Source organism: Stutzerimonas tianxiuensis (genome assembly GCF_053470365.1).
In genome coordinates this window covers 116,793-134,322 of sequence record NZ_JBPVWS010000005.1, presented here as the reverse complement: position 1 = coordinate 134,322, position 17,530 = coordinate 116,793, and the positions used below count along the sequence as shown (strand labels likewise).

Here is a 17,530-nt window from a genome sequence, read left to right as displayed (position 1 = left end):
AAGACGATGTCTGGGCATTGGCTCTCGGTTGGCAGATTGACGGGAAGGGGAGAGCTACTGACTACAACACTAGGGTGGGGAGCAGCCCCTGGACCCTAGCGGCCGTTGTTATTCTTCAGGCTCCGAAGATTGCCAATCACCGACTCAAGGGCGCGATCAAACAGCAACGCGTCGTTTAGCAGGCGTATGGCGCCGCGGCGGAACTCTATCGCCAGGCCCGTGCGGGTCTTTTCCAAGACTTTCATACCGGTGCGGTTGACGAAGATGTATTTGCCCGTGGGTTTGATCACCGCAGCAAGCTTGCAGCGGAGCTTGTGCTCTTCGTCTTCCTGGAACTCGACCCAACTGCCGACTCTCAGGTTATCGACCTGCGTCAGTGCTTCGTCGTTATCGTCCAGATCTATTTCCGGCTCATGTTCGCGGGTTTCGCCTGGGGCGAGGAGAACAATCTCCTCGTTAACCTCGATCATCGCCTGGTTTGCCGCCTGATTGGCAGATTCTTCGCGCGGTGGTAGCACCAGCTTCTGTTCGCCTGCGGCTTCACCCTGATCAAGCGATTCGGTGGCTGGTGCGGAATTGGTCGGCTGGTTCAGTTGCTGCAATGTCTGCACATGCAGCGCTTCGAGACGAGTGAAAAAGTCGCTGGTGGAGAAAGGGTCGAACGCCGCGCTGACCAGGCCTTCTCGAAGGTTCTTGAGCAAGCTTGGTACCAGCTCCAGCAGCTGTGCGCGCGACTCGACGTCTTCGTGAGGGGCGACGCTCCAGATCAGGTCATCCATGGTCGCCAGCGCGGCCTGCCACTGTTCCGACTGGGTGCCATGCTTCAGGCAGGTCAGTAGCAGAACCTTGCTCCAGGCCTCTTGCAGCAGGCGAACAACCACCTCGGGTAGCGTTTTGCCAAGCAGGCGCTGATTGAGTGCGTGCTCAACCTCCTGGCGGGCCATTTCAGCCCTGGCGCGACCTTCCTCGGCGTCTCTTGTGCGCTGCTCCAGCAGTTCGCTCCGGCGTCGCTCGTCGCCTGTGAAAGCGAGGAAATCGGCGAGCAGTTCGGAGAAGATGGCAGGGTCATCGACGAAATCGTTCAGTAGCCGAGCCACAATCTGCTCGATCTTCTGATATAGGCCCTCACGCTGGACTTCGTCCTGATCGGCCCAGCCCATGGCGGCTGAGGCGATCTCGTTGAGCAGGCGTCGGGCAGGGTGGCTGCCGCGGCTGAAGAACGTCTTGTCCAGAACCGCTACTTTCAGGACGGGGATCTGCAGCCTTGCGATCAGTGCCTTGAGCGAGTCGGGGAGGGTGCGGTCGTCGAGGATGAATTCGAACAGCATCGATACGAGGTTGATCACATCCTCATCGACTTCACCAACTACACGTGACTTGCCGCTCTTGGCGCTGACGCGGTGTAGCAGTTGCTCAAGCTGACCTTGGAGGTCGAATTCATCGACCTGCTGCGGAGCACGTGACTGCAGATGAGAGAGCAGCCGCATCAGGTCATTGCTGGAGATCGGGATGGCGTCGCTGGGTAGGTTGCGGGCAGGTAGCGCACTTCCGCGCAGTTCTGACAGCAAGGCTTGCAAGTTTCCGAATGCTTCCTGCACGCCGCTGTCGGCGTAAGCGGGTGCATCGCCAAGACCTGTTCCGTGCCTTGAGGCGCTGCTTCCTGGTGTAGTTGGGCGATTCGGCGAACGGCGCGGCTGAGCTGATTGCAGCTCCGGCAGGACGTTAGCCGCGACCAGCACCTGATTAGATTCGGCATAAAGCTGCTCAAGATCTGTCAGCACGTAGCGCTCGAACAGTTTGAGAATGATCAGCTTGACCTTGATCTCGACGCCCAGGCTTCGGCAGGCTTCGAGAAAGTACTCGCAGAGTTGCTGAGGGCCCAGTGGGTTGTTCTTGTCGTCGAGCTTCTTGCTCACCAGCACATTGATGCGGGTGGTGAGGTGGCTGAGTGACTGGCTGGTGCGACTCATCACCTTGGCAACCATGGTGTCGATCGCAACGGACTCTTCCAGTTCGTCGTTCTGCACCAGAGCCAGGTTTTCAAAGGAGGCTTCAGGCTCCGCCGGCTTGCCGATCTCGTATTGGTTGAGTTTGGAAAAAGACTCGAAAACCTGCTGCAGGAAGCTGCGCTCAATGCCGCGGCGCTTCATGCGCAGGTCCCGCATCGCTTCAAAAAAGGCGTTCTGTTCGGCGTTGCTCGTAGCGCGGTCCGCTATCTCGAAAAGCGAGTCGTCGGCATTGTCGAATAGCGTCTGCAGCGCCAGGCGCAGTTGCTGAGCGGCTTTGTCGCGCACACTGATGAGTGCGACAGGCAATCTGCCTGCCGCTGAATTCTGCTTTTGCTCAGGGGCAGCCTTGAGGTGCACCACTTTCGCATCAGTTCGCATTGGAACGCTCCGGTCGCCTGCTTTCAAGGCGCTCAACAACACTTGTCAGGCCGCTGATAGTGAATAGCGGGCAACGGCTAGTAAAGTAGTGGCATATAGCCATTTCCATGGCGCCAATCTATCGTCTGATTATAGGCTTCTCGTTCGGCAATGAATTCCGAGTTCTGTCTTGGACATGATGCAGCTCACAGATGCTCACGGAAAACCTCTGAACTGCAAGAAGCCTTGCAGATTATAGGGATAAATCCATATTTTGCTGAGACGTTCCTCTTCCGCTGCGACAGGTCAAAGCTCGCCGTATACTTTCGCCCAATTTCATGGGAGCTCTTCGTGACCAATCTCACTCTTGCGGATCTTTCCGCCGAAATCGAATCCAACGTCCGCCGCGCACTGGCCGAAGACGTAGGCACCGGTGACATCACCGCGCAATTGATTCCTGCCGAGCGCCTCGCCCAGGCAAAAATCATCACGCGAGAGGCGGCTGTTATCAGTGGCACTGCATGGGTCGATGCCGTGTTCCGACAGCTGGATCCGCGGGTGGCGGTGCATTGGCGCGTGGTCGATGGTGAGCGAGTAGACGCAGATCGCGTGCTGTTCCATCTGGAGGGGCCTGCGCGCGCACTTCTCAGCGGCGAGCGTGCAGCGCTGAATTTTTTGCAGACGCTGTCGGGGGTTGCGACCCGTTGCCGACAGTATGCCGACCTGGTCGAAGGCACCGGCGTACGGCTGCTCGACACACGCAAGACTATTCCCGGGCTGCGTATGGCGCAGAAGTACGCCGTTACTTGTGGCGGTTGCCACAACCATCGGGTCGGTCTGTACGATGCTTTTCTGATCAAGGAAAACCACATCGCTGCCTGCGGCGGGATAGCAGAAACCGTTGCGGCTGCGCATCGCATTGCTCCGGGAAAACCCGTAGAAGTCGAAGTAGAGAGCCTGGACGAGCTGGAACAGGCGCTCCGTGCAGGAGCCGACGTCGTGATGCTTGACGAGCTGAGTCTGGCTGATATGCGCACCGCAGTGGGCATAACAGCAGGGCGGGCAAAGCTGGAGGCGTCAGGAGGGATAGATGACGGCACACTGCGTGCAATTGCCGAGACCGGTGTTGACTATATTTCCATCGGCGCGTTGACCAAGCATGTGCGGGCGATTGACCTGTCCATGCGTCTGACGCAGTAGCGCAATAACGAGGCGGCACCGAGTGCCGCCGGTCAGCCTTAGTGTTTGCTTTTCAAACCGAAGTTTTCATGCAACGTGCCGGGTACGTCCGCGTCTTTGGGCGCGTAGTCCTTCGGCGGCTCAGTGAATGTCGGTGAACTGAGGCGCTCGCGATGGCTGTGGTTTTCTTCGCTGTGCAGCGCCGCGAGCAAGCGCTGGCGAGTCTGCTCGTCGAGTGCCAACTTGTCCGCACCTTCGGATAAGTGATCCTGCATGTCCTGATAGCTGTTGGTCAGCTTGCGCAACAAGCTGGCCGTGGTATTGAAATGGGTGACCACTTCGCTTTGATAGGTATCCAACCGCTCCTGCAGTTCGTCCACCTGACGTTGCGTGCTATTCGGTGCGCTGTTTCGCGCAATCAGGTAACCAATGACGATGCCGACGATCACGCCGACGATCGGGAGCAACCAGGTCGCGAAGGTCTGTTCCACGAATACTTCCTCTATAAAAACGGCTGTGCTGTTCAGCGGCGAAACCTTGCGCTGGCGGTCGGGCAGGGCGACTGTCGGGCCGGGACGCAACTGCTTTTGCGCGGGCTGCACCGCCTGATGCGGTGGTTTTTCCACGGCTTGATACGTTAACGTCTCGTTCCTGCCCTGTATACCGCAACGCGATATGCGATTACTACGCAGGTGCAAGCAAGACGAGCCAACTAGCCCCAAGGTCACGGAGTTACCCTGTTGAAACGCGAAAACCCCATTTCCATAGAGGGACCGGCCGGCGCGCTGGAAGGATTGTTTTTCGATCAGCCCGAAGCATGCGGGCTGGCGTTGATCTGTCATCCCAATCCGGTCAAGGGAGGGACCATGCTGAACAAAGTGGTCTCGACCTTGCAGCGCACCGCCCGCGATGCCGGCTATGCAACGCTGCGTTTCAACTTTCGCGGTGTCGGTGGCAGCGCCGGCAGCCACGACATGAACATGGGTGAAGTTGAAGACGCCGAAGCCGCCCTGGTCTGGCTGCGGTCTCAGTATCCCGAGCTGCCGCTTACCCTGCTGGGCTTCTCTTTTGGAGGCTTCGTTGCGGCTGCGTTGGCCGGCCGCATTGAGGCGCGCGGCGAGTCGCTGGAACGACTGTTCATGGTGGCGCCCGCGGTATCGCGGCTGTCAAACCTGCCACTGGCCGAACGGTGTGCACTGACCATTATCCAGCCCGACGACGATGAAGTGATCGATCCAGCCACGGTGCATGTGTTCTCAGCCGAGCTTCAGCGCCCCCACGAGTTGCTGAAAGTGGCAGAATGCGGGCACTTTTTCCACGGCAAGCTGGTGGAACTCAAGGACCTGGTTGCGCCGCGGCTGGGCTGATTCCGGCCAGGCCGCGCTGACTGATCGAGAAGACCGAATGAAAACCCGAATCCTCACCGGTATCACTACCACGGGCACACCACACCTGGGCAACTATGCTGGCGCCATCCGGCCGGCCATCGTGGCCAGCCGCGAAGCCGATGCCGACTCGTTCTATTTCCTGGCGGACTACCATGCGCTGATCAAGTGTGACGATCCGCAACGGATCCAGCAGTCGCGTCTTGAGATCGCAGCCACCTGGCTGGCGAGTGGGCTGGATGCGGAGCGCGTAACCTTCTATCGCCAGTCGGACATCCCCGAGATTCCCGAGCTGACCTGGCTGCTGACCTGCGTCGCCGGCAAGGGCCTGTTGAACCGGGCGCACGCTTATAAGGCATCGGTGGACAAGAATGTCGAGAAGGGTGAAGACCCGGACGCCGGGATCACCATGGGTTTGTTCAGCTACCCGGTGCTGATGGCCGCCGATATCCTCATGTTCAACGCGCACAAGGTCCCGGTCGGTCGCGATCAGATTCAGCACGTGGAAATGGCCCGAGATATTGGCCAGCGATTCAACCACCTGTTCGGCAACGGCAAGGAGCTGTTTACCGCGCCCGAGGCGCTGATTGAAGAAAGCGTCGCGACTCTGCCAGGCCTCGATGGCCGCAAAATGTCGAAGAGCTACGACAACACCATCCCGTTGTTTAGCAGCGCCAAGCAGCTGAAAAGCACCATCGCTCGGATCGTTACCGACTCCCGGCTGCCTGGCGAGCCAAAGGATCCGGACGACTCTCACCTGTTTACTCTGTACCAGGCGTTTGCCACGCCGGCTCAGCTGGCCGAGTTTCGTGCCGAGCTGCTGGGCGGGCTTGCCTGGGGCGAAGCCAAGCAGCGGCTGTTCGAACTGCTGGATAACGAGCTGAGCGAGGCCCGTGAGCGTTACCACGCGCTGATGGCGCGTCCTGGCGACCTGGAAGACATCCTTCAGGCTGGCGCTGCCAAGGCGCGCAAGGTGGCGACTCCGTTCCTCGGGGAATTGCGTGAGGCGGTCGGGCTGCGCAACTTCCGCAGCGATGTGACAAGTGCCGCGCCGGCAAAGAAGAAAGGTGGCAAGACTGCCCGCTTCGCCAGTTTCCGTGAGACCGACGGCAGCTTCCGTTTCCGCTTCTTCGCTGCGGATGGCGAGGAACTGTTGCTGTCCCGCGGATTCAGCGATCCCAAGGCTATTGGCGTCGTCACGCAGCGCCTGGTCGCGCAAGGTGTTGACGCGCTGGAACTCCGTGCCGATGAAGACGATCAATTCAGCTTGTGGCTCGACGGCAAATGCCTTGCCGACAGCCCGAGCTACGCCGATGAGCAGTCGCTGGAAGCAGCCATGCTGCGCCTGCGCCAGGCTTTGGCAACATTGATGGTCTAATTGCCGGCAGTCGCGCCGACCGGTCGCCGGTCGGCTGGATGCAGCCGGTACCCCGTTTTCACTCGAGGCTGAGCGCTTGAACGATCTGCGTAAATTGCCAACCACCGAGGGCGCGGCTAAAGTGTCGGCCCCGTTTCACTACCCAGACCCCGCCATGACCCCTCTTGAGCGCTATCAGGCAGACCTGAAACGTCCCGACTTCTTCCATGATGCAGCCCAGGAAACTGCGGTCCGTCATCTGCAGCGTCTATACGACGATCTGGTCGCAGACGACCGCACGAAGACCGGGCTGATGGGCAAGCTGTTCGGCAAAAAGCACCAGGAGCCTGTGAAAGGCCTGTATTTCTGGGGCGGCGTTGGCCGCGGCAAGACCTATCTGGTCGACACCTTCTTCGATGCGCTGCCATTCGAACAGAAGACCCGTACGCACTTTCACCGCTTCATGAAGCGCGTGCACGAAGAGATGCGCACACTTAAAGGTGAAAAGAACCCGCTGACCATCATCGGCAAGCGCTTCGCTGACGAGTCGCGGGTCATCTGCTTCGACGAATTCTTTGTCTCGGACATCACTGACGCGATGATTCTTGCGACACTACTCGAAGAACTCTTCAAGAACGGTGTCAGCCTGGTCGCGACGTCCAACATCGTGCCAGACGGTCTTTACAAGGATGGTCTGCAGCGTGCCCGCTTCCTGCCAGCGATCGAGCTGCTGAAAAAGCACACCGAGATCGTCAACGTCGACAGCGGCATCGACTATCGTCTGCGCGCGCTGGAGCAGGCTGAGCTCTATCACTTCCCGCTCGACGCCGAAGCCGAGCAGAGCCTGGAGAAGAGCTTCCGCAGCCTGTTGCCCGAGCAGTGCCGCATTCAGGAAAACGAAGCGCTGATGATCGAGAATCGCGAGATCGTTGCGCGCAAGGTTGCCAGCGGCGTGGCCTGGTTCGAGTTCCGCGAGCTGTGCGACGGTCCTCGCAGCCAGAACGACTACATCGAGCTGGGCAAGATCTTCGATGCAGTGCTGGTTTCCAACATCGAGCGGATGGACGTTTCCAAGGACGACATGGCGCGCCGCTTCATCAACATGGTCGATGAGTTCTACGACCGCAACGTCAAGTTGATCCTCTCCGCCGAGGTCGAGCTCAAGGATTTGTATGCCGGTGGGCGCCTGGAGTTCGAGTTCCAGCGCACGCTGAGCCGCCTGCTGGAAATGCAGTCGCACGAATACCTGGCGCGCCCACATAAACCCTGATCCCGACAGGCGACACGAACGGCAAGTCTGCGCCCTGGCGTGACTTGCCGTTTGTGTTTATGGCTCAAGCGATCTTGTGGCGGTACTGCTGCCGGTACTGATTCGGTGACAGTTCGGTGTGCTGGCGGAACAGTCGGGCAAAGAAGCTTGCATCGTCGTAACCCACTTCATAGCTGATCGTCTTGATGCTCTTGCGGGTGGTGGAGAGCAGGGTCTTTGCCGTTTCGATGCGCAAGCGCTGAAGGTAGTGAAGTGGCTTGTCGCCGGTCGCTGTCTGGAACCGTCGCATGAAGTTGCGAATGCTCATGCCGTGATCCCGCGCCACGTCTTCGAAGCGAAATTTCTCCGCAAAATGCTCCTCAAGCCATTCCTGGATCTGCAGAACGCGGGTGTCCAGATGCAGCTTCTGTCCGCCAAAACCAATTCTGCCCGGGCTGTAGTTGCGCCGAACCTCGAACAGGATGTCTCGCGCCATGCCCTGAGCGATATGTGCGCCGCAATAGCGCTCGACCAGATGGATGTACAGATCGCAGGCCGAGGTGGTTCCCCCCGCACAGTAGAGATTGTCGCTGTCGGTCAGATGCTTTTCCTGGGTAAACAGCACGCGCGGGAAGCGCTCCACAAATTCCTGAGCGAAGCGCCAGTGAGTGGTGCTCTCGCGGCCGTCGAGTAACCCCGCCGCAGCCATCCAGAAGGCCCCGCTGGCCTCACCGCAGATCGCGCTGCCCGCCGCATGCCGCTCCTGTAACCATTGCGACACCTGTGGATAGCGTTGGCTGATGGCGTCGAAGTCGCCCCAGAACGCTGGCAAAATCACGGCGTCTGCGTCATCCAGGGCGCCGTCCACTTCAATGCGTGGGCCGCTGAATGTATTGACCGCAAGACCGTCCGGGCTGACCAGTGAAGTCTCGAAGGCGGGGTTGAGGTCGAGCCCCAGCTGCTTGCCATAACGCAGGCTGGCCATGTGAAAGAAGTCTTTGGCATGCAGCAGGGTGGATGCGAACACTCCGTCTGTAGCCAGAATGCTGATGCGTTTCAGGGGGTGGTCGGTGAGCATGCGAGATCAGGCTGTTCCATTGTTATTGTTTGGGACAAAGCAGGGTAAAACTGCCGCAGTCCGGCGGGAGCGTCTTATTTTTTTGCCTGACTGTCCAGTCCCAATCATGAATGGATCGTGGAACCGTACCTTCGGTTGACCGTCTGAACAGGCAGAAGAGGGCCACCATGACTGCACACTCACCGCAAACACGTGCCGAACTCTGCGGCTGGAATGGAAGCACCAGTGCAGCGCGCGAGATCCAGAATCAGCTGGCCAAGAAGGTTGTTTTGACCGATGACTTCGGTCCCTTAAAGCTGGTCGCTGGCGTCGATGTCGGCTTCGAGGATGGCGGCAAGATCACCCGTGCCGCGGTCGTTCTCCTCGATGCCGAAACCCTCGAGCCATTGGGCCAAGCACTGGCAAGAATTCCGACGTGCATGCCCTACATCCCGGGGCTGCTGTCGTTTCGCGAGCTGCCTGCCGTGCTGCAGGCGCTCGACTCCCTTGATCAGACGCCCGATCTGATCTTTTCCGATGGGCATGGCATTGCGCATCCGCGGGGGCTTGGCATTGCTGCTCATCTAGGGGTGGTTACCGGCCTGCCGACCATCGGCGTGGCGAAAAAAATCCTCACCGGGCTTCATCAGCCGCTCGGCGAGCAGCGCGGCGATAAGGTCGACCTGCTGGACAAAGCAGGAAAGGTGATCGGCACGGTTTTACGCAGCAAGGATAAGGTTCGCCCTCTGATCATTTCGCCGGGCAACCGGGTCAGCCTGGAAAGCGCCCCGCAATTGGTCATGCGTTACGTCACCCGCTATCGACTGCCTGAGCCGACGCGCCTGGCCGATCGTCTGGCCTCGCGCCGTGATGAGAAGCGCGTGGCCGTCAGTAAGTGATGGATCCGGAATAGCCTGGCCGCTTGCAGCGGGGCAGCTGCAGGCGCTAGCCTGCAGGCCTCCGTTCAGCCAGGTTTCGCCGCGATGCAGTTGGATCATGCGACAGGATGGTGCCGAGGCATTCGCCATTGCCCTTCGCCCAACTTCAACCTGCGTCCGGACGGCGAGATTTCGCTGCTGGTCATTCACAACATCAGTCTGCCACCGGGCCAGTTCGGAACCGGAAAGGTCCAGCAATTCTTCCAGAACTGTCTGCCCTGTGACGAGCACCCCTTCTTTGAAGAAATAGCGAACCTGCAGGTGTCCGCGCACTTCCTGATCGAACGTGACGGCGCGATTACCCAATTCGTCTCCTGCCTTGATCGCGCATGGCACGCCGGTGTGTCGTGCTTCGGTGATCGGCAAAGCTGCAACGATTTCTCCCTTGGCATCGAGCTGGAGGGCACTGATGAATTGCCATTCAGCGAAGCCCAGTACGACAGCCTGACTTCTCTGTGTCGTCTGCTTCAGCAAGCCTATCCGGCAATCACGCCGGAGCGGGTTTGTGGCCATAGCGATATCGCGCCGGGTCGCAAGACCGACCCCGGCCCCGCATTTGACTGGCAGCGTTTGCGCACCGCTTCAATCGTGGTGTGAGACTGCCCTGACAGGATTCGACAGATGATTTTTCTCGTGGTGTTCTTGGCGCTGGTCATCGATAAGCTCACCGATTGGCGTCGCGGGGTACAGGACGACGGCCCTTGGCTGCGCCTGCTGGCGCGCGTCGATGGCGGTGCGGGAACGGCTTATGGACCATGGCTGAGTCTGTTCTTCCTGGTGCTGCTGCCGGTGCTGTTGCTCGGCATGCTGTTGCTGGCGCTAGAGCCGCTGGCCTATGGCTGGCTAAGCCTGCCTTTGCATTTGCTGGTGTTGCTCTACAGCCTGGGTCGCGGCCAGGGCAAACGCGAGCTCGGGCCGTTCCGCGATGCCTGGCGTCGTGGCGATGACGAAGCCGCAGCGCTGGTCGCCGAACGTGATTTGGGGCTCAGTGCGACGGATGCACCGGGCCTGCTGCGTGCCGTGGAAGCACAGCTGCTCTGGCGCAGCCATCAAGGCTTTTTTGCGGTGATCTTCTGGTACGTGTTGCTTGGACCCGTCGCGGCGCTCGCCTATCGGCTGCTGGCGTTGACCATTGATCACGCCAAGTCCGAGGCCGTATGCGAGCGGGCGAGCCAGTTCAGGCATGCCTTCGACTGGCTGCCGGTGCGGGTTCTGCTCGCCAGTTTCGGCTTGGTCGGAAATTTCGTCGCCGCCAATCGCGCCATGCTTGAGGACTTGTTGAACTGGGGCGTGCCTGCGCCACAGTTACTGGCCAAGGTCGGTCCCGTGGCGGCCGACCTGGAAGGGGCTTACGCGGGGCAGGCGGGCATCCTGAGGCTCGACAGCCTTGCCGCCTTGCTGGTGCGTGCTCGCATCCTCTGGTATGCGGCAATCGCGCTATGGATTCTCTTTCTCTAACGCGTCGATAACGCCCAGCGTGAGCTGCGGACGCCCTGCATAAGTGCGGTGGATATGCCGGAATCGGCGTGTCTTCTGCCAGTTGTAGGGGTGTCACTCTGCTATTACCTTAAGTTACACAAGCCCCGTCCGATATCCCGTATAAGTTTTCTCGCACCATTCTCTGACGAGCCCTGCCGCAGCCTCGACGCTGACGGCAATACAACAAAAAATTGGGAGACGTCTTTTGAAAAGTCTGTTGTATCCGGCTATCGCCCTGATGAACCGTCTGAGCTTCGGCATGAAGTTCAGCCTGATCAGCGTTCTCTTTTTCGTCCCCATGCTGTTGACCAACTTCTATCTGGTACGCGACTCGTACCAAGAGTTTGTGGGCACTCGCACTGAACTGCGCAGCCTGGAACTACTGGGCACGGCGTTGCAGCTGCGCCGAGAAATGGAAGACTGGAAAGATCTGGTCGAGATCGAAGGCATCATCGGCCAGACCGGTGAAGTGCAGGCGTTGGTGACCCGCCTGGCCAGTGCCGAACGAGAACTTTCCGCCCGGATGCAGAACCTGACGCCGGTCAGCGACAACCCTGAGCAGGTCGCTGAATTCAGCCAGCGCCGGGATGAACTGGACGCCGCGCTGCGTGAAGCACAGTCGCAGCAGTCGCTGCAGGCCAAGGCTGCGATGGCCCGTGCGTTGCTGGGCAAGGCCCAGGTAATGATCAAGCTGATCGCCAGCCAGTCGGGCTTGAGCCAGGACAGTCAGCGCGATGTACGGCTGCTCTCCGAACTGCTGACCTCGGCGACGCCGTCCATCACCGCTGCGCTCGGTGAAGGTCGGGCAGTGGGCTCCTATACCTTTGGCCAGGGGTACCTGAACTCCGATGCCAGCAACAAACTGGACGACCTCTTGCTCGAGCTGGAAAAGCAGCAGGCGCAATACGCTGCCCAGCTGCAGGATGTGCTGGGCAGCAGCCCTGCCGCGCAGCGCCAACTGGATGCTCAGGCGACGGCCAGTCGCAACTCGCTGCAGTCGAGCAGCGACATCTTCCAGGACCAGGTGATCATGGCCGAAGCCCTGGATCAGCCCTGGGATAAATTCTACGACCTGATCAGCGCCGAGATGGCGAAGACCTATGCGCTCAATGACGCCATTCTCAGCTTTCTCGACGATGAGCTCGAGCAGCGGCTCGAGCAGAAGCAACTGCTGATGGTGCTGCTGCTGACCGCGCTGGCGTTGGTCTTTGTGCTCGTCGTTTACCTCTACAGCGCGTTCTACATATCGACTCGTGCGTCGTTGCGCAGCCTCGGCGCGACCATGGATAAAGTGGCTGCCGGCGACATGACGGCACGCTTCAAGGTGCAGAGCCGCGACGAACTCGGTGAGCTGGGCCAGGTGTTCAACGAGACCGTTTCGAAGATCCGTGAACTCATCGAGCGCGTCGGGCACACGGTGGGCGAGGTGGAGCGTCAGGCTTCGCGCGTCGAGACTGTTTCCGGCGAGAGCAACCAGACGGTGTCCGAGCAGCGCGGGCAGATCGAGCAGGTTGCCACGGCAATGAACGAGATGTCGGCGACTGCGCAGGAAGTTGCCACCAGCGCCGAAGCTGCAGTGGGCAGCGCGCAAAGCGTCAACGACGAAACCGTCAGCGGTCGCACTCTGGTCGAGGCGCAGGTGAGCGGCATTGGTCTGCTGGCTGCCGAGATCGAACAATCGGTCACCGTGATCAACCAGCTGGCAAGCGACAGCAAAGCCATCAGCCAGGTGCTGGATGTCATCAAGGGCGTGGCAGAACAGACCAACCTGCTGGCGCTCAATGCCGCAATCGAGGCGGCTCGCGCAGGTGAGCAGGGTCGCGGCTTCGCTGTTGTGGCCGATGAAGTGCGCAGCCTGGCCAAGCGCACTCAGCAGTCCACCGAAGAAATCGAGCAGATGATTGGCCGCCTGCAGGGCGGGGTCGGCGCAGCGGTCAAGACCATGCACTCCAGCCATTCGATGGCAGAAGAGACCGTAAGCCAGTCGGCACAGGTTCAGCAGGCGCTCGAGAACATCCTTGGCGCGGTCGGTGTCATCGTCGATCAGAACCAGCAGATCGCCGCGGCCGCGGAGCAACAGACCGCTGTCGCCCATGACATCGACCGCAACATTGTCGCGATCAATGAGGCTGGGCAGCGCACCGCCGAAGGCGCAGGCCATACCGAACAGGCGAGTCGCGAACTCACCGAACTGGTTGGCCGCCTGCAGCAATTGATCGGCGCGTTCCGCGTCTGATCCTCTCTCCGTTCGGCGCTTAGCCGCTCATCGGCGTTGTTGAACAGCGCCTCCTGCGCCCGGGTCTGCCGAACAGGCAAACCCGGGAGTGCGTCATGTCCAGCACCGCAAAGAAGACCGATCCGAAGCTTTGGGAGCAGGTGAAGCGGGAAGTCACCGACGGCGACAAGGGCGGCGAGCCTGGCCAGTGGTCGGCGCGCAAGGCCCAGTACGCCGTGCAGGAATACAAGAAGCGCGGCGGCGGCTATGAGGGCAAGAAAACCGCCGACAACCACTTGCGCGAGTGGACCCGCGAAGACTGGGATACCAAATCCGGAAAGCCGTCCGGGGAAACCGGCGAGCGCTATTTGCCCAAGAAGGCTCGCGAGTCAATCAGCGACGACGAATACGCCCGAACGACGCAAAAGAAACGAGCCGATAGCCGTCGCGGGCAGCAACACTCCAGCCAGCCGGCCGATGTGGCGCGCAAGACCAGCCGCGAGCGCGAGCCCGCACTTAGCGGGCTGAACAAGACCGAGCTGGTGCGCCGCGCTGCTCAGCGCGGCATTCGTGGACGATCAACAATGAAGAAAGACGAGTTGGTTGCGGCGCTCAAGCGCGAGGGCGAGCAATGAACGAGCTGAGTGACGAGGCCAAGCGAGACGTTCGCGATGAATTCCATCGGGTGGTCAATATGTCCCCAGCCCAGCTCCGCCATTGGCTTGAGAGCGAGACCAGCCGCAGCGTTGGCATGACTTCTGGCGGTGAAAAGGTCACCGCCCCGGATGATGGCGAGGCGGTAGGGCACGCCATGGGTGAGCGTATCCTCGCGCTCAAGGCAAAGCGGCAGGCTGAACTGGGCGAGGACGATTACCAGGCCATGCGCAAGGTCATCGGTTATGTCCACCGGCACCTTGCTCAGCGTCCCGAGGCGGACATTCGCGACAGCCGCTGGCGTCATTCGCTGATGAACTGGGGACACGACCCGCTAGAAGACTGATTAGCTGTCTGGATCGGAGCCCAGCGCTTGCCAGCTTTCTGCCCTCGGCTTCGGCCAGCCGGTTAGCGGTTCCAGCCAAACAGCTCGCAGCTGTTGCGGTAACTGGCATCCGCCAATTCCTCAGGGCTGATGCCACGCAATTGGGCCAGCTCGCGACAGATGTCTGGAAGGAATTCGGGGCTGTTGCGCTGCCCGGCGTGGCTGTGGGGCGTGATGTCAGGTGCATCGGTTTCAAGCACGATGCTGTCGAGTGGCAATTGCTGCAGCACCCGGTGCATGCGATGCGCCTGGGGCCAGGTTCCCGCACCGCCCAGTCCCAGTTTGTAGCCCAGCTTGATGTATTCGCGGGCTTCTTCCCAGCTGCCGCTGAACGCGTGCGCGATGCCGGTGCGCTTGAGCTTGTGACGCTTGAGCATGGCGATCATCTGGGCATGCGCGCGACGGACATGCAGCAGCACCGGCAGCTCGAATTCGCCAGCAAGCGCGAGCTGCGCGTCGAGCAGCTGCTGCTGGCGCTCTTTGTCCGGATCTTCGATGTAATAGTCGAGGCCTATCTCGCCGATGGCACAGAGCTTGTCCTCGCCGCGCAGGCGCTGCAGCCACTCACGCAGCGCGTCGATGTGCTCCGCTCGGTGATCCTGCAGGAAAACCGGGTGCAGCCCCAACGCGGCGTAGACGGCTGGCTCGTCCAGCGCCAGTTGCCAGACCCTCTCCCAGTTCGCTTGATGGACGCCGAGCACCAGGATTCGCTCGACACCGGCGCTGGCGCAGCGGGCCAATACCTCACCGCGGTCGGCATCGAAGGGGTCAAAGTCGAGGTGGGTGTGGGTGTCGATCAGGGGCACGACGGTCGTCTCCTTGCTTTAGCAATGTGCAACGGCCTGGTTCAGCGGTGCGATTCTTCTTCGATCTGAATGTCGCTGACGCCCAGTTCAGCCATCCGGCTGTGCTCGCTGGCGTGCTCCGGGATTTCCCAAGGCGCGTCGACGCTGGCGCGCGGCTCCTTGACGTGGTGCAACAGTATTTCCAGTTCGGCCTGCTCTAGTGCAGGCGTTTCGAAGGCGCTCAGCGTCAGGGACGCTGGCTCGCCATTGATCAGGTAATGGATGCGGAAGCGCTTCAGTTCGGTCATGGCTGGGCTCTTTTGCGATGGCATGTACTGCATGCGACCGCTGAAACCTCGTCAGGCTCCCGATTCATCGCGCTCTGATTCAAGCAAGGCGGCTTTGCGCTCGAGGCCCCAGCGATAACCGGTCAGTGCCTGGTTGGCACCGACCACGCGGTGGCAGGGCACCAAGAGCCCGACTGGATTGCTGGCGCAAGCACGGGCCACGGCGCGTGCATGACTGCCGAGGCTCGCAGCCAACTCACCGTAACGGCGCGTCTCACCCGGTGGAATACTCTGCAACGCCTGCCAGACACGTTGCTGGAAGGCGCTACCGCGCAGGTCCAGCGGTAGTTGCGCGGCTCGGCTCGGCTCCTTCAGTTGAGCGACGACTGCCTTCAACCATTCGCCGAGCCCAGCCTGATCAGGCACTAGCGCTGCCGCTGAAAAACGCGAGTGCAGCTCCTCAAGCAAGGTCTGCTCGTTATCGCCAAACAGTAGTGCGCAGACACCCTGATCGCTCGCGGCAATCAGCAGCAACCCGAGCGGGCATGAACTGATGGCATACCGCAGGGCCTCGCCCGCTGCCTGTTGCCTGCGCTGGCGAGGGCTGAGTGCCACGGCGTTCTCATAGGCGCCGCGTGCGCTGCCATACCCCGCGTCGAGGGCGGCGCCAAGCACCGACTTGGCGGCGGGCAGCTGCGTTTCCAGCCGTTCGCGCCGGCGCGCTGCAGCCCAGGCGCGCGGTGTCATGCCGGTGCGAACTTTGAACGCCCGCGCCAGGTACGAAGGAGACAGGCCAATGCGCCCGGCCAGCTGATCCAGGGACATGGGTGTGTCGCTTTCATCAAGCAGTCGACAAGCGGCGATTACCAATTCGTCGAGTTGCTCGGCAGAGCTCTTACCGTGCGGAGAACAGCGCCGACAAGCGCGGAAACCGGCGGCTTCCGCCTCGCTGACGTGTTGGAAGAAGCTGACGCATTCGCGCTTGGGCCGACGCGCCGGACAGCTCGGCCGGCAGAATATGCCTGTCGAATGCACGGCAAACACGAAGCGCCCATCGAAGCTCGGATCGCGATTGCAGAGCGCTTGCCAGCAGTGGTCGAAATCGAGCATCGGGAGGCTCCGTGGGTGAAGGATGTCGATTGTCCGCCCTGGCCGATCCCGATGCCAATCCGCAGTGCGCTTTCAAACTTGCGGGCGAACATGGAAGCCCGTTCGCGATTGCCGTAACCTGCAGATCTGCATAGTCAAAAAGGGTCTGTAAGCCGCTGATGAAAACGCCAAAACGACTCGAGCCGTTGGTCGAGGATGGGCTGATCGACGAAGTGTTGCGCCCGCTGATGAGCGGCAAGGAAGCAGCGGTTTATGTAGTGCGCTGTGGTGACGAGCTGCGTTGCGCCAAGGTCTACAAGGAAGCCAACAACCGCAGCTTTCGCCAAGCCGTCAAATATCAGGAGGGCCGCAAGGTCCGTAGCAGCCGCGATGCGAGGGCCATGGCCAAGGGTTCCAAACATGGGCGCAAGGAAAAAGAGGAAAACTGGCAGAACGCTGAAGTGGCCGCCTTGTTCAGGCTGGCAGACGCTGGCGTGCGCGTGCCTAAACCGTACGACTTCCTCGATGGCGTGCTTCTGATGGAGATGATCTCAGGCGAAGACGGCGATGCCGCGCCGCGTCTGAACGACGTCGATCTTCACCCTGACGATGCACGTGAATTTCATGCCTTCATGATTGGCGAAGTGGTGAAGATGCTCTGCGCCGGCCTGGTGCATGGCGACTTGTCCGAATTCAACGTGCTGCTCGACGAGCATGGCCCGGTCATCATTGACCTGCCACAGGCGGTAGATGCGGCGGGCAACAACCACGCCTTTGAAATGCTCGAACGGGACGTTGGCAACATGTCGGCCTATTTCGGCCAGTTTGCGCCCGAGCTCAAATTCACCCGCTACGCCAAGGAAATGTGGGCGCTGTACGAGGACGGCAAGCTGACGCCGGAGTCCGAGCTGACCGGTGAGTTTGCCGAGCCGGAAGATGCCGCTGACCTAGACGCTGTGATGCGGGAGATCAAGGCGACCCTGGCCGACCAGGCGCGTAAGGAAGCCTTGCGTAACGCAACGGATGAGCCCAGCGATGAGCCGCCGATACCGCCATGGATGCGTAACTGAACGGTGAGCGATGGTGTGCGGGCCGTCTCTTCGGG

Annotated in this window: 17 protein-coding genes; 11 read left to right on the top strand and 6 right to left on the bottom strand. The window is 60.6% G+C overall.

Going from position 1 to position 17,530, the window contains the following annotated elements; genetic code table 11:
• Positions 1-95: 95 nt before the first annotated feature.
• On the bottom strand, positions 96-2,387 hold the full coding sequence (locus ACSSNI_RS08750) for a DUF1631 domain-containing protein (RefSeq protein WP_200636675.1): 2,292 nt from the start codon (positions 2,385-2,387) through the stop codon (positions 96-98).
• 330 nt (positions 2,388-2,717) lie between these two features.
• On the opposite strand from ACSSNI_RS08750, the gene nadC reads away from it, so the two are divergent.
• On the top strand, positions 2,718-3,566 hold the full coding sequence (nadC, locus tag ACSSNI_RS08745) for a carboxylating nicotinate-nucleotide diphosphorylase (protein WP_200636673.1): 849 nt from the start codon (positions 2,718-2,720) through the stop codon (positions 3,564-3,566).
• Between the two features lie 38 nt (positions 3,567-3,604).
• Here the strand turns inward: nadC and ACSSNI_RS08740 are convergent, their stop codons facing one another.
• Positions 3,605-4,036: a Z-ring associated ZapG family protein gene (locus ACSSNI_RS08740; protein WP_102837062.1), complete on the bottom strand. Its 432-nt coding sequence runs from the start codon at positions 4,034-4,036 to the stop codon at positions 3,605-3,607.
• A gap of 246 nt (positions 4,037-4,282) precedes the next feature.
• Here ACSSNI_RS08740 and ACSSNI_RS08735 point away from each other — a divergent pair, with 246 nt between their 5' ends.
• The 3 genes from ACSSNI_RS08735 (at position 4,283) to zapE (ending at position 7,557) form a co-directional block, all read left to right on the top strand.
• A complete protein-coding gene (locus tag ACSSNI_RS08735) occupies positions 4,283-4,912 on the top strand; it encodes an alpha/beta hydrolase (protein WP_200637124.1) in 630 nt (209 codons plus the stop codon).
• A gap of 37 nt (positions 4,913-4,949) precedes the next feature.
• Positions 4,950-6,308: a tryptophan--tRNA ligase gene (locus tag ACSSNI_RS08730; protein WP_200636671.1), complete on the top strand. Its 1,359-nt coding sequence runs from the start codon at positions 4,950-4,952 to the stop codon at positions 6,306-6,308.
• Positions 6,309-6,462: 154 nt separating this feature from the next.
• The gene (gene zapE / locus ACSSNI_RS08725) at positions 6,463-7,557 is read left to right on the top strand and encodes a cell division protein ZapE (RefSeq protein WP_148925944.1); all 1,095 of its coding nucleotides are present in this window, start codon (positions 6,463-6,465) and stop codon (positions 7,555-7,557) included.
• A 64-nt stretch (positions 7,558-7,621) separates the two neighbouring features.
• On the opposite strand, the gene ACSSNI_RS08720 is transcribed toward zapE, so the two are convergent.
• The gene (locus tag ACSSNI_RS08720) at positions 7,622-8,614 is read right to left on the bottom strand and encodes a GlxA family transcriptional regulator (RefSeq protein WP_102836973.1); all 993 of its coding nucleotides are present in this window, start codon (positions 8,612-8,614) and stop codon (positions 7,622-7,624) included.
• A gap of 167 nt (positions 8,615-8,781) precedes the next feature.
• Here ACSSNI_RS08720 and nfi point away from each other — a divergent pair, with 167 nt between their 5' ends.
• From nfi to ACSSNI_RS08690, 6 genes are all read left to right on the top strand, one after another.
• Positions 8,782-9,492, top strand: a complete 711-nt coding sequence (nfi, locus tag ACSSNI_RS08715; protein ID WP_200636669.1) for a deoxyribonuclease V — start codon at positions 8,782-8,784, stop codon at positions 9,490-9,492.
• An 84-nt stretch (positions 9,493-9,576) separates the two neighbouring features.
• Complete coding sequence (gene ampD, locus ACSSNI_RS08710) at positions 9,577-10,128, top strand: 1,6-anhydro-N-acetylmuramyl-L-alanine amidase AmpD (RefSeq protein ID WP_200636667.1); 552 nt, start codon at positions 9,577-9,579, stop codon at positions 10,126-10,128.
• A gap of 24 nt (positions 10,129-10,152) precedes the next feature.
• Positions 10,153-10,989 (top strand): regulatory signaling modulator protein AmpE, encoded by an 837-nt coding sequence (ampE, locus tag ACSSNI_RS08705; RefSeq protein ID WP_200636665.1) that lies wholly within the window; start codon positions 10,153-10,155, stop codon positions 10,987-10,989.
• Positions 10,990-11,215: 226 nt separating this feature from the next.
• Positions 11,216-13,246 carry a methyl-accepting chemotaxis protein gene (locus ACSSNI_RS08700; protein WP_200636662.1) on the top strand — a complete coding sequence of 677 codons (2,031 nt, stop codon included), beginning with the start codon at positions 11,216-11,218 and terminating at the stop codon, positions 13,244-13,246.
• Between the two features lie 95 nt (positions 13,247-13,341).
• Entirely contained in the window at positions 13,342-13,860 is a 519-nt protein-coding gene (locus ACSSNI_RS08695; protein ID WP_200636660.1) for a DUF5872 domain-containing protein, read from the top strand.
• A complete protein-coding gene (locus ACSSNI_RS08690) occupies positions 13,857-14,225 on the top strand; it encodes a DUF3140 domain-containing protein (protein ID WP_200636658.1) in 369 nt (122 codons plus the stop codon). Before ACSSNI_RS08695 ends, ACSSNI_RS08690 begins: the two co-directional genes overlap by 4 nt.
• Before the next feature lie 62 nt (positions 14,226-14,287).
• Here ACSSNI_RS08690 and ACSSNI_RS08685 read toward each other — a convergent pair whose 3' ends face one another.
• The 3 genes from ACSSNI_RS08685 to ada are packed head-to-tail and all read right to left on the bottom strand — an operon-like array spanning position 14,288 to position 16,446.
• Positions 14,288-15,070 carry a TatD family hydrolase gene (locus ACSSNI_RS08685; protein ID WP_200636656.1) on the bottom strand — a complete coding sequence of 261 codons (783 nt, stop codon included), beginning with the start codon at positions 15,068-15,070 and terminating at the stop codon, positions 14,288-14,290.
• Between the two features lie 41 nt (positions 15,071-15,111).
• The gene (locus ACSSNI_RS08680; RefSeq protein ID WP_200636654.1) at positions 15,112-15,357 is read right to left on the bottom strand and encodes a hypothetical protein; all 246 of its coding nucleotides are present in this window, start codon (positions 15,355-15,357) and stop codon (positions 15,112-15,114) included.
• A 51-nt stretch (positions 15,358-15,408) separates the two neighbouring features.
• Positions 15,409-16,446 carry a bifunctional DNA-binding transcriptional regulator/O6-methylguanine-DNA methyltransferase Ada gene (gene ada, locus ACSSNI_RS08675; protein WP_200636652.1) on the bottom strand — a complete coding sequence of 346 codons (1,038 nt, stop codon included), beginning with the start codon at positions 16,444-16,446 and terminating at the stop codon, positions 15,409-15,411.
• Between the two features lie 158 nt (positions 16,447-16,604).
• On the opposite strand from ada, the gene ACSSNI_RS08670 reads away from it, so the two are divergent.
• A complete protein-coding gene (locus tag ACSSNI_RS08670; protein ID WP_200636650.1) occupies positions 16,605-17,495 on the top strand; it encodes a PA4780 family RIO1-like protein kinase in 891 nt (296 codons plus the stop codon).
• The last annotated feature ends 35 nt before the right edge of the window (positions 17,496-17,530 follow it).